13 protein-coding genes and 2 pseudogenes are annotated in these 10,250 nt (G+C 63.5%); 4 read left to right on the top strand and 11 right to left on the bottom strand.

Annotated features, from left to right (window positions below; translation table 11 throughout):
• Positions 1 to 31: 31 nt before the first annotated feature.
• From J7I84_RS07275 to J7I84_RS07265, 3 genes are all read right to left on the bottom strand, one after another.
• Positions 32 to 262, bottom strand: a complete 231-nt coding sequence (locus tag J7I84_RS07275; RefSeq protein WP_214942683.1) for a zinc-ribbon domain-containing protein — start codon at positions 260 to 262, stop codon at positions 32 to 34.
• 191 nt (positions 263 to 453) lie between these two features.
• On the bottom strand, positions 454 to 678 hold the full coding sequence (locus J7I84_RS22025; RefSeq protein ID WP_214942680.1) for an ANTAR domain-containing protein: 225 nt from the start codon (positions 676 to 678) through the stop codon (positions 454 to 456).
• 513 nt (positions 679 to 1,191) lie between these two features.
• Positions 1,192 to 1,842, bottom strand: a complete 651-nt coding sequence (locus J7I84_RS07265; RefSeq protein ID WP_214942678.1) for a helix-turn-helix transcriptional regulator — start codon at positions 1,840 to 1,842, stop codon at positions 1,192 to 1,194.
• Positions 1,843 to 2,100: 258 nt separating this feature from the next.
• Between J7I84_RS07265 and J7I84_RS07260 the strand changes: the two genes are divergently transcribed.
• Positions 2,101 to 2,562, top strand: a complete 462-nt coding sequence (locus J7I84_RS07260; protein WP_251046253.1) for a MarR family winged helix-turn-helix transcriptional regulator — start codon at positions 2,101 to 2,103, stop codon at positions 2,560 to 2,562.
• Here the strand turns inward: J7I84_RS07260 and J7I84_RS07255 are convergent.
• The 3 genes and pseudogenes from J7I84_RS07255 to J7I84_RS07245 form a co-directional block, all read right to left on the bottom strand.
• Positions 2,559 to 2,753: pseudogene (locus J7I84_RS07255) on the bottom strand (ATP-binding protein); the annotation flags it as partial. The gene J7I84_RS07260 and the pseudogene J7I84_RS07255 overlap by 4 nt on opposite strands.
• A gap of 107 nt (positions 2,754 to 2,860) precedes the next feature.
• The gene (locus J7I84_RS07250; RefSeq protein ID WP_214942675.1) at positions 2,861 to 3,109 is read right to left on the bottom strand and encodes a hypothetical protein; all 249 of its coding nucleotides are present in this window, start codon (positions 3,107 to 3,109) and stop codon (positions 2,861 to 2,863) included.
• An 846-nt stretch (positions 3,110 to 3,955) separates the two neighbouring features.
• Positions 3,956 to 4,498 carry a TetR/AcrR family transcriptional regulator gene (locus J7I84_RS07245; RefSeq protein WP_214942950.1) on the bottom strand — a complete coding sequence of 181 codons (543 nt, stop codon included), beginning with the start codon at positions 4,496 to 4,498 and terminating at the stop codon, positions 3,956 to 3,958.
• 101 nt (positions 4,499 to 4,599) lie between these two features.
• Between J7I84_RS07245 and J7I84_RS07240 the strand changes: the two genes are divergently transcribed.
• A complete protein-coding gene (locus J7I84_RS07240) occupies positions 4,600 to 5,817 on the top strand; it encodes an MFS transporter (protein ID WP_214942672.1) in 1,218 nt (405 codons plus the stop codon).
• A gap of 218 nt (positions 5,818 to 6,035) precedes the next feature.
• Here the strand turns inward: J7I84_RS07240 and J7I84_RS07235 are convergent.
• A pseudogene (locus tag J7I84_RS07235) lies at positions 6,036 to 6,381 on the bottom strand (recombinase family protein); the annotation flags it as partial.
• Between the two features lie 157 nt (positions 6,382 to 6,538).
• Here J7I84_RS07235 and J7I84_RS07230 point away from each other — a divergent pair.
• Complete coding sequence (locus tag J7I84_RS07230) at positions 6,539 to 6,877, top strand: STAS/SEC14 domain-containing protein (protein WP_214942669.1); 339 nt, start codon at positions 6,539 to 6,541, stop codon at positions 6,875 to 6,877.
• A 33-nt stretch (positions 6,878 to 6,910) separates the two neighbouring features.
• Complete coding sequence (locus tag J7I84_RS07225; RefSeq protein WP_214942666.1) at positions 6,911 to 7,291, top strand: hypothetical protein; 381 nt, start codon at positions 6,911 to 6,913, stop codon at positions 7,289 to 7,291.
• Between the two features lie 291 nt (positions 7,292 to 7,582).
• Here J7I84_RS07225 and J7I84_RS07220 read toward each other — a convergent pair whose 3' ends face one another.
• From J7I84_RS07220 to J7I84_RS07205, 4 genes are all read right to left on the bottom strand, one after another.
• Positions 7,583 to 8,923, bottom strand: a complete 1,341-nt coding sequence (locus J7I84_RS07220) for a SpoIIE family protein phosphatase (RefSeq protein WP_311381096.1) — start codon at positions 8,921 to 8,923, stop codon at positions 7,583 to 7,585.
• Between the two features lie 154 nt (positions 8,924 to 9,077).
• Positions 9,078 to 9,500, bottom strand: a complete 423-nt coding sequence (locus J7I84_RS07215; protein WP_214942663.1) for an ATP-binding protein — start codon at positions 9,498 to 9,500, stop codon at positions 9,078 to 9,080.
• Entirely contained in the window at positions 9,493 to 9,825 is a 333-nt protein-coding gene (locus J7I84_RS07210; protein ID WP_214942660.1) for an STAS domain-containing protein, read from the bottom strand. Before J7I84_RS07210 ends, J7I84_RS07215 begins: the two co-directional genes overlap by 8 nt.
• A 131-nt stretch (positions 9,826 to 9,956) precedes the next feature.
• The gene (locus J7I84_RS07205; protein ID WP_214942657.1) at positions 9,957 to 10,178 is read right to left on the bottom strand and encodes a hypothetical protein; all 222 of its coding nucleotides are present in this window, start codon (positions 10,176 to 10,178) and stop codon (positions 9,957 to 9,959) included.
• Between the last annotated feature and the right edge of the window lie 72 nt (positions 10,179 to 10,250).

Below are 10,250 nucleotides of genomic sequence, written 5' to 3'. Positions count from 1 at the left end.
CAAAATGATCTTCATCCGGGGCTGCCTGGCCCTAACGCAGCAGCGCGTTCCAGGTGCGGGATTTGACCGTTGAGTTCTGACCGCAGTGGGTGCATGTGATGTTGAAAGCCCGGGAAGTCGTGAGGACGGGGATGAAGAACAGGGTAAGTTTGGTCGCGCGTTCCTCCGGGTGGTGCTGGACGAATTGTCCGCAGTGCTGGCAGGTGGCCATACGTCCGGGAAGACGACGGAGGATCTTCTTGAGGCCGAAGAGAAGAATCATCGTGGCTGCCTTTCAGAGAATGGTACGGGTCAAAGCCGGTGCCGGCGCGGGAAGAATGCGGCTCCGCCGTCGTAATCGGCGTGGACGGGGGACGGGGGACGGCAACCCGGGAGAGAGCGTGCGCTGAACCATCCGGGGTCGTCGATACCAACGCTTCGCATACTGCTTAGTCCAGGCGAGTGTGCGAGTGCTCAAGGTTCAAGCAGGTTCTCTTCCGAGGAACCTTCTACTCGCGGGTAGCTTTTGTGGAGAATATCGCGGGCTACTTCATGGAGGGGTGTGCTCTCTCTCCGGGAGTGGGCCAACAGTAGGTCTATGGCCTCTTCGCAGTTCAAGTTCATGCGCTCGATTATGATTCCCTGGGCTTTGGAAATCGCGTCTCTGTTGGTCAGGGCCTGGGCCAGTTCCCCGCTCATCCGTTGTGCAGCTTCCCGGTCCCGAATGTGGTCACGCAGCCGGGATTGTTGATGAACCATTCCCGTGTTGCTGGTTCGAGCCGGTCCCACAACCTGTCAATTACCATCACGTGCCTCTTCCCTTGGGTGCGCGCAAGGGCCGGAATAGCCTGCCCCCCGTCCCGTCAGGGATGAGGCACCCGGACGGCGGGGACCGCTGCCCGGGGGGGAAGGCTGGGCTGCGCTCAGTTGTGTGGAGACGGAGGGGACCACGCTGTCCCCTCCGTCGTTGTAGCATCGGCAGCCCCCGACCAGGAAAGGTTTTCCCTCGGCTTCCGGTGCGATCTTCTCTCGGCCGCAGGGACGCGAACGAGAACTGTGACAAGCGAGGAAAGAACCTCTCTTTTTGACCGATAGACGTTTCGGGTCATTCCCCACCCGAGTGTGATCCGCGCCACCCCCAAAGGTCAAGGTTTGCGGGGAATGGGTCCACGCCACCGGTCGGCCCCTGGACGGGTGGGTGACGCCGCCGGGTCAGGTCCGCCGTTGTAGGTTCTGGAGTTCCCCGGCGGCGGCTTGCCGCAGGCTGAGGTCGTTCTCGTTTGCGGTCGCGATGAGGTGCCTGGCGGCCGTGTCGAGGCTGCAGTGGTGTCGTTCGGCTATCGCTTCGCAGGCGTCTGTGATCACTGAACGCGAGGCCAGTGTGGCTTCCAACGCCGCGAACTGCTCATCCGAGAAGGTTGCCCCGAGCTGGGCCCCTGCTCCGGAGGCAGGGGCGAGAGCCCCGGACGGGGGCGGGGCCTCGGGCCGGGAAGAAGAATTCAGCTGCCTGACGCCCGCCAGTTCGGCGACCATCCGGGCGTGCAGCACCGACTGGGCGGCGTCCAGCAGATCCCCCGCTTCCGGGCATGCGAGGTGGTAGAGAAGGCGGCCGTCGGACCACGCGCAGTGAACCAGGTGTTGACCGCGCATCTGGGCCAGGTGACGGGACAGGTGTGAACCCTTCACTCCTGTGCCCTCAACGAGCTGGGGAATGGAGCGCTCACCGTGGCACAGCAACTCCAGGATCCGTGCCCGAACGGGATGGGCGGCGGCCTTGAACACCTCGGCAGCCGAAGCAGACACCGGTATCCCCGTCTGGCCGTCCGCAGGCACCTCATCCGCCCGCCTCTGGTAGCTGACCATGCTTGTCTTCTTTCGCCTCGCGTGCCTGGGAGAAGACTGCGCGCCTTCATTTGATCGTCCACCGCAGGCGTCAAGTCGTCAACGAGCTTTCAACCGCCGCAGGGCGGGGTGGTGAAGTCAATTCCTGGTGCTCCGTGTGGTGTACCGGCTGGAGATCACCGGTAGCGGCGCCGACGAAGTCGGCCCGCAGATCGGGCGGGGCATTACCGCCGACTGGCCCGACACCATGGCTGCTTTGGTAAGGATGGCTCGCGGCTGATGCCCCTCAACCCCGGCGACAGCCCCGGATTCCTGCTCTGGCACGCCACGCTGCGCTGGCAGCGCGACACCGCCGCAGCTCTTGCCCCGCTCGGTCTCACCCACGTGCAATTCGTGTTACTCGCCTGCGCATGGTGGCTCAACACCCAAGGTGAGCGTCCGAACAAGCTGGCCCTGGCCCGTCAAGAGCGCGAAGTCGATCCGGCCGACACCCGCGCCAAACGGCTGCACGTCACGGACGCCGGAGCCGACTTGGCGCCACGCGCAATCGCCGCCGCTGAGCTCGCCGACGCGCAGTTCTTCCGGCCGGTGCCCCTCAACGACGCGGTAACTCTACTGAGTCGCCTGACCCATCCAGAACCTCAAACGCCATCAACGACAACCGAGGGAGACGAACTGGACGATTCACTGGCCAGAGCCCGCCGGTACACACCCGCAGACCGACAAGAAAAGTCCCGCTAAACGTCGGTGAGTTGTTGGTTTTTTGGTGTGGGCGGGTCGGTGCCGGTTTCGATGATGGTGCCTTTGAAGGTGATCCGGTCGACGATTGCTGCGCAGAGACGGGGCTCGGTGAAGGATTTGGTCCAGCCGGAGGACGATTTGTTGGTCGCGATAGCCACCGATGCTTTTTCTTCGCGTTCGGTGAGGACTTGAGGCCCCGACACTGCCAAGAAAACTAGGACGGGCTGGTGACGGCGAAGAGCCCTGCGACGCCGACCAGGTAAAGGACGAGGACGACCAGGGAGTCCGTGCCCATGGCTCAGCTTGATGCGTCCCGTTCGATTTCCTCAGCGAGGTCGTCCACTTCCTCGGGACGGGCCTCAATGCCCGCTTCCTCGAAGCGCTCCTCCAGGACATGACTTACGTCGTCCTGCACGTGACCCAACTGGATCTCGCGACGGATGTCTTCGGCGATGGATTCAGGCGTCTCGTGAGGGTCGGCTCCAGCGGCGATCTCGTCATTGCTATCAAAAGGGTCGTTGGCGCCGTCAGCTCCGAAATCAGTCATAGGGCACGGTTACCCTTTTCATTCCGCCGGTAAACGGAAGGGCCTTGAGGAGGCATTCGACGGCCGGTGGGTTCACTACCGGCCACCTCCTCCAGGCGTCAACAGACCTCGGCAAGAGCCGCCAACGCGGGCCAACAGGCCCGGCCTGACCGCGGGCGGAACGCTGGAAGACTCCGGAGGTTCCCCCTGGGTGCGAAGACATCATCGATGCCATGGCGAACCCGTCACATCCGGACCATGCCGAATACTCTCTCTGGACAGCCGAGGTAACTGGTTCGGACGAACCATTCAGCTGGCCCCTGGCCTCCCGGCCGTGAAACGGGCGCTGGCCGCCAGGTTCGGCACCACCACGGGAAGCGAGAAAAATCCCCGGCATGATGACCGGGTGCAACCCCTTCCGGAGCCTCTCCCCGGACCAAGATATAGAGCCGATAGTTAGGATTCTGTAAACCTAGCGACTGGGCTGGGTAGGCAGGTCATGTGGGCGGGGGAGCGGACTCACTCCCCCCGGTCCTGCCGTAACCGGTGGCAGCCGCCTGCCGGGGTGGCGGGGCCGGGCAAAAATCGGTGATGAGGCCTGTTCCGGCGCATTCACGAACCGCCGTGGTGCGGGCTACTGCGGTCTGCTTCGTTTGCTTGTTTCCTGGGGCTGCGATTCGCTGCCTGGGCACGGTGTGAGGCGGGCGGGGGTCGGGGACGCCCGAGCCTGCGCAAGGTCCGGGGGGACCGTGAATATCTCTCAGTGAAGCATGCGTTGAGTCTGGGGGAGGAGCTGGGAAGCCCTTCGCGCCGGTTGCCACAGCAGCGGTGGTGGCAGCGCCGCGGATAATGGGGGTCCCTCCTGATTCACCGGAACAGCCGACCAGTTAGGTGCTTGATGAAGTTTGGTGGCAGGTCTCCGGCTTCGAAGAGGATCCGGTAGACGATCGGGGCCAGCAGCATGTCGATGACTTCCTCGAGGTCGGGTGTGGTTTGCCCTCGGCGCCGGCCGCGTTCGAGGATCGTTTCCACCCGTGCCCGCGCGTATTCCCCACCTTGGAGCGCGCTGTTGTGGTCCGGCCGGCCGGAAATCATGTCCCGCAGAAATTCCCGGCCCGTGGGCGAGCCTGCCTCTTCCAGGTATTCCTCGGCCCAGGCCATCAAGTCCCCCCGGACGGAGCCGGTGTCCGGGGGCCCTTGGGGGCGCAGCCGGGCCACGGCCACGTCGGCAAATAATTGGTTCAGGTCACCCCAGCGCCGGTAGATGGTTGACGGCGCGACCCCGGCCAGTTCAGCTATGCGCGGCACGGTGATACTGGTCCGTTCCTCCCGGGCCAGAAGAGTGCGGACAGCGGTGTGGACAGCATGCTGGACCCGCGCGGCACGGCCATGGGGTCGAGGGTCGGGCATAGACACCACTTCAGCTTATCGCGAATCTTTTGCGTTCGTGGGGCGTAGCCAGTAGCGTGGAAACGCGAAATCTTCGCTTTCCCTTTCCCGAAAGGTTCCTTGTGCAGGTTGCACCAGAAGTAAGCACGTACCGGATGCGGCTTCGTCCTGCCGCGGCTTTTTGGCTGCAGTCTTCGGTATTGGTGGTGCTGATGGCCGCCTCGAGTGCCCCCAGCCCGCTGTATCCGCTGTACCAGAACCAGTGGGGCTTTCCTCCAGTGGTCTTGACCATGATTTTTGCCGCGTACGTGCTGGCATTGCTGGCGTCATTATTAACCGCGGGCTCACTCTCAGACCATCTTGGTCGGCGTCCCGTCCTGCTGGCCTGCCTCGGTTTGGAAATCGTTTCGATGCTGGTGTTCATCTCCGCCGGCAGTGAAGTGCCCCTGATAATGGCACGCCTTATCCAGGGCCTCGCCACCGGAAGTGCCATCGGCGCTCTGGGTGCATACCTTATCGAGCTCGAAGCACCCGTGCGGGCCGGACTTGGAACGGTGTTCAACGGGGCCGGCCCCGCAGTGGGTTTGGCTGCCGGCGCGGTAGCGTCCAGCCTTGTCGTTGCTGCCGCTCCGGCAGCAATCAGCAGCATCTACGTGGCTTTGCTGGTCTTGCTCGTGCTGCAGGTCATCGGCACTGTCCTCAGTCCCGAGACGATCACCCGCACACCCGGGGCCGCTGCCTCCTTACGCCCGCGCGTTCACTTCCCCGCGGCCGTCCGATCCACCGCGGTGTGGGTTCTGCCGGCCGCGGTAGCGACCTGGTCCCTGGGCGATTTGATCCTCTCGCTCGGCCCAAGCATTATCAGGGCGATGGCCGGGCCCGACACCGCGGTCCTGACCGGCCTCGTCGTCGCAGCGCTCACCGGTACCGGTGGTATCGCCACACTCGTACTCGGATCCGTCCCGGCGCCCAAGGTCCTCCGGATCGGCATGATCGCGCTGATAGCGGGCATGGCCGCAACCATAGCGGCCCTCACCACCGGTTCGGTGGGCCTGTACTTCGCCGCGACAATTATTGCAGGCGTCGGTTTCGGTGCCGGTTTCCTGGGCGTGCCCCGCACCCTCCTGCCGCAAGCTGCCCCGCACGAACGCGCTGGACTGCTCTCAGCGGTCTACGTCGTGAGTTACGTTGCCAACAGCGTCCCGGCCATCGCAGCCGGCGCCCTCATCAGCAGCCTCGGGCTCACCGCTACCGCAACCGGGTACGCCGGGATGGTCCTCCTGCTGTCGGCATTCGTCCTGACCGGGCAGATAACGCCCGCACAACCAGACCGGAAATAGTCGCGCCTGCCGGCCCCGCTGTCGTACAGGGTGGCGCTCTCCGCCGGTAACTCACCAAAGGAGGCAGCGAGGCCACCACGGTCAAATCGCATACGTGTAGCCCGCACGAACAGCAGGGACATTCACCACATATCGGGCAAGTAACTGGGCCCTTCCGGGGCCTCCTCCCCAAGCCCAAATTAAGAGTCGCAAATACAGGTTCTGTAAAGCCGGTGAGAAGCGAAAGCACCTATGACGGACAGCATCAAGTTGGCCATGGGATAGTCCTCGCCCGTGAAGACCAGGTGCTCTTTCACGAACTCGACGCGCACGCCCTTGCGGGTGAGGCCCTGGGCAAGAGCACGGAAGTCATCCAGGTTCCGGGCAAGCCGGTCCATGCTGTGCACCACGACGGTGTCCCCATCGCGGGCGAAGCGCAGCAGTTCGGCGAGTGGGGCCTGGCGCGCCGTCCCTGCCTGAAGCCTTGCCCGTAAACACCTGGTCAAGGATCTGGTCCTCGAACTGACGTTTCTCGTTCTGGTCCAGCGTGTGTCCAGGACAGAGGCCGCCCCGCAGCTGCGTAATCGGGGAAAGACTCGCAACAACTTGGGCTCCACTTAGTGCCCCGGGTGTAAGAGTGGGTAGTGTCGACAAGAACCGACAGGTAACCAGCAAATCGATTTCAGGGGGTTCGGTGGCTTCAGACCGATCTGAAGTGCAGGGCGAGGCTTTCACTGCGTCCGTGCGCGACAGTGTCCTCTGGATCCACTGGCTCCACGGCACAAGCGTGACCGACAAGGATGCCGCCGCTCTCGTGGAGCAAGCCAGTGCGGTGAGCGCGGGTGTGTGTCCGCCAATGCTTGTCGAACTCAACAGTATGGCGTCCATTACTCGGGCTGCGCTGCTGCGCTTCGCCAAGACACTGGACATTGCCGCGATGGCCATCGTGGGACCGTCTCCGGTCGATAAAGCCCTCGCTAACCACTTCGCGGAAGTCCATGACCCGCCTTACCCCACCCGGTACTTTACGGCGAACGACGAGGCCCTTCGCTGGCTCACCGAGCATCCCCATGCTCCGTAAGCTCATGCTGCACTTGCTCTCTCGAGAGTACTGATGACTGAGATACCTGCGGCGGACGGTAAGGCGAGCATTACGTTGCTCCGCCCGGCCCTGATACGCCTGACATGGCTGCCTGACACTGAGGTGCTCCCCGCTGACGCGAAGGACGTCCTCGAGAAGAGCCTGGCACTGGTCGATCACGTGCCGTACGCGATCCTGGTCGACATGTCCACGATCCTGACCATGAGCCTCCACGCCCGCGTGCTGTTCGGGGCTGAGGAAATGGTCCTGGCCGCTGCCATGCTGGGCGACACACCGATGGACAGGGTCCTCGCGGCCTCGGTGAGGCAATCCGTCCACCCGGTGCAGTTTTTTACGGACGAAAGCACTGCCCTGAACTGGTTGATTAGCAACCTCCCTGGCGACCGAAACTAGTCGCGGCCGCTGGAAGATACGGGAGGATTTGCCGGATACGAGCAGGTTGTGGACGTCCTGGACGAGCCGTCGCATCCGGATTATGCCCTCTCCGGATTGCCGAGTCACTGGTCAGATGAACCGTTCGACCTCGCCCCCGCCTTCCTGGACATCCCCGTGAACCGGGCGCCGCTCCGCCAAGTTCACCCCCATAGGCAGCGGTGGGAAAACCCGGGCCTGAGTGCGGACTACGACCACTTCCAGCAGACACTGTGACCTGGCCTGGCCTGCCCGAAAAGTAGGTCGTCTGGATCAAGATTTCCGCATAGTCCCGTGTTCGCGGCGGATGGCGAGGACGGTGACGTCGTCGGGGTTGCTGTTTGTGCTGGCTTGAGCGGTAACGGAGTCCACGAGGTCCTGGGCGGAGGAGGCGGCGAGGGCCAGTTCAGCGACGTTGTTGATAGCGGCGAGGGTGCCGTCGTATAAGTCCAGGATTCCGTCGCTGAAGCTGACGATCATGTCGCCGGGGTTAAGGAATATCTCGTGTGATTCCCATCGGGTGTCCGGCATCAAACCAACGGGAAGATCCCTCGAGGCGAGGCGTTCCCATGTCCGGTTGGCACGGACGAGCAGGGTGAGGCCGTGTCCGGCGTCGGAATACAAGACCCTGCCGTCTTCCGCGCGGAGTCTTGCGTGGAAGAGGGTCGCGAACGAGGACGCCTGGTCCAGGTCGGTGGCGAAGCAGTCGGCCGTGAGGTGCAGGGCGGCCACCGGGTCATGGTTGCTTTTGGCGCTACGGATGACCGCCCGGGTGGTCGCGGCGATCATGCCGGCTCCGGCGCCTTTGCCCATGACATCGCCCAGGGTGAAGGCCAGGCCCCCGTCGATGAGGTACCAGTCGAAGAAGTCACCGCCAACGGCTTTGGAGGGAAGGCACGCCCCGGCGGTCTCATAGCCGGGCAGCGGAGCGGCGCCCTGGGGCAGGAGGAAGCGTTGGATCTGCGCGGCACGGTTCAGTTCCTCGGTCGCGGTTTCTGCCTTCTGCCGTGCGACGGCCAGATTGGCGCGGGCTTTCCGGGCGAGTTCGTTCACGACTACGGCGGCCAGAGCGAAGATCAGCGTGCTGTACAGGCCCCGCAAGAGCTCGTGCGGGTTGTTGTTGATAGTTGAACCCAACGCGAAGGGAACGAGGATGGCGACCCCGGCTCCCCCCACGGCGTAGGCCACATAGCGCCTGCCCTTCAGTGAAGCGAACCACAGGACGGGCAGGAGAACCAGGGAGGCGTAGATCGACTGGCTTTCCCCGGTGCCGTGACGCAGGGCGCCCGCTGCGAGGAAGTCCAGTGCGGGTACGACCGTGGCGAACTGCGCCAGCCGGGCCCGGCCGAAGGGGACCGCCAGGGTGGTCGCCACTGTGACCAGCACTGCACTGGCACTCAGCGCCGGCCAGCTGGTGACGGCCAGGGTATTGATCGAGGCGCTCATCACCCCGGCAAGAACAAACAGGATGAAGATCGGGACCTGCTTCAGGACCGGCGACAACTCGTCCAGTCCTGCCAATTTTTCCACGGGACTGGACATCATCTGCAGGGTCATCACTCTCTGTTTCTTTTCGGGCGCCGGATTGCCGCGGGCCACCGGGATGGGTCCCACTTTGCGGTCCTTCGATGGGTTTCGTCGGGCTCGGGTTCTGCGTTTGATTGGGGGTGGCTGGGGGAGCCTGACGGCAGCGGTTGAGCCTTGAGCAGTGCGTAACTTTCCGGCTTTCAGGGCTCCCGTTCAGCTCGGCTGTTCGTTGCTGCCGGGTTCAGTGGGGTGGTGTCCGGGACAGCACCCAGGTGTTGGTGCTGTCCTGCCGTTCGAAGTTGACGGTGGTGACCAGCGCTTGGATCAGCGCCAGGCCCCGGCCGGACTCCGCGTCTTTGCCGGGGGTTCCCGGTTCCATTGGACCGAACGGCGGTTTGGCGTGAAAGGCGCTGACGCGGGCCTGCAGCAGCGTGCGGCAGACAACGATGTCCACACCAAGCTCCACCTCGGCCTGTCCTGCCGGTTCAGCGTGCTGAACGACGTTGGACGCGGACTCGATGACCGCCGTAGTGAACGTCATCTGGTCGATGTCCTGGACGAAGGGCACTTCCAGCCACAGGCTTTCCAGATCGTTGTGCACGGATTCGATGGCGTCCTCGGCCGCGGTTCCGCGGAAGCTGCGCGAGGCAATAACCTCAGTCATTGCTGAATGCCTCTTCAACAGTGGCGTAAGGGGCAAGAACCTTGTCCATACTTGTCAGCTGCAGCACCATCCTCACCTGCGGGGTGACCCCAGCAATCCGGAGGTCCCCACCGGCCTGCCGGGCCGCTTTGAGGCAACCGATGAGCGCGCCCAGGCCTGAGGAATCCATGAAGCTGGTCTTCTCCAGGTTCAGGACAATACGGGGGGACCCGTCAGTGATCAGGTTCCCGATGAACTCCCTTAGCTGGGGCGCGGCAACCATATTGAGCCGGCCGTCCGCCGTCACTTCCGCGTAAGAATCCCTGAGCTCAGACGTAAAATTCATTTTTATCCTCTTGTAGTGGCCATTTTCCCGGCCGTTTCATAACTCTCTCAAGACCACCGCCCGGGCCGCTTTTCCTGCTGGCACCTGCCACTAAATGTCAGGGGCGCAGGCCGTTACGGTAGGCGCCGCGTTCAGATCGTGGCGTCCCTTTCATGTGTGAAACCGAAGGGCACATCGTCGCTGAGTTCGACGGTGAATTTCCCCGGTGCGTGCCGTGTGACAAGTATTCCCTGTCGGCCGCCGAGGAGGGCCTGTTCTCTCATGGCGATGACGGCAGCCTCCAAGTCCACGTCTCTGCTGTCCCGGTCGGTGACAGTAACGGTGAGGACGGGTGCGGTGAGCACGGCTTCCATGGTTTCTCCTTGGGTCAGGAATACAGCGAAAGTCGAAGGCGTACATGATGGAGCGGGGCAGCAACAGCAACA

Origin of the sequence: Arthrobacter sp. ISL-85 (assembly GCF_018613675.1) — a bacterium.
In the GTDB taxonomy this organism is placed as follows: Bacteria; Actinomycetota; Actinomycetes; order Actinomycetales; family Micrococcaceae; genus Arthrobacter.
The sequence above is the reverse complement of the archived record's forward strand: the minus strand, read 5'-3'. Positions and strand labels throughout refer to the sequence as shown.

Excerpts from the sequence above, each read along its gene's own strand:
- J7I84_RS22025 (WP_214942680.1), bottom strand. The coding sequence starts at position 678 with ATGAGCGGGGAACTGGCCCAGGCCCTGACCAACAGAGACGCGATTTCC.
- J7I84_RS07250 (WP_214942675.1), bottom strand. The coding sequence starts at position 3,109 with ATGACTGATTTCGGAGCTGACGGCGCCAACGACCCTTTTGATAGCAAT.
- J7I84_RS07275 (WP_214942683.1), bottom strand. The coding sequence starts at position 262 with ATGATTCTTCTCTTCGGCCTCAAGAAGATCCTCCGTCGTCTTCCCGGA.
- J7I84_RS07265 (WP_214942678.1), bottom strand. The coding sequence starts at position 1,842 with ATGGTCAGCTACCAGAGGCGGGCGGATGAGGTGCCTGCGGACGGCCAG.
- J7I84_RS07215 (WP_214942663.1), bottom strand. The coding sequence starts at position 9,500 with ATGACTGAGGTTATTGCCTCGCGCAGCTTCCGCGGAACCGCGGCCGAG.
- J7I84_RS07245 (WP_214942950.1), bottom strand. The coding sequence starts at position 4,498 with ATGCCCGACCCTCGACCCCATGGCCGTGCCGCGCGGGTCCAGCATGCT.
- J7I84_RS07210 (WP_214942660.1), bottom strand. The coding sequence starts at position 9,825 with ATGAATTTTACGTCTGAGCTCAGGGATTCTTACGCGGAAGTGACGGCG.
- J7I84_RS07225 (WP_214942666.1), top strand. The coding sequence starts at position 6,911 with ATGACTGAGATACCTGCGGCGGACGGTAAGGCGAGCATTACGTTGCTC.
- J7I84_RS07205 (WP_214942657.1), bottom strand. The coding sequence starts at position 10,178 with ATGGAAGCCGTGCTCACCGCACCCGTCCTCACCGTTACTGTCACCGAC.
- J7I84_RS07260 (WP_251046253.1), top strand. The coding sequence starts at position 2,101 with ATGCCCCTCAACCCCGGCGACAGCCCCGGATTCCTGCTCTGGCACGCC.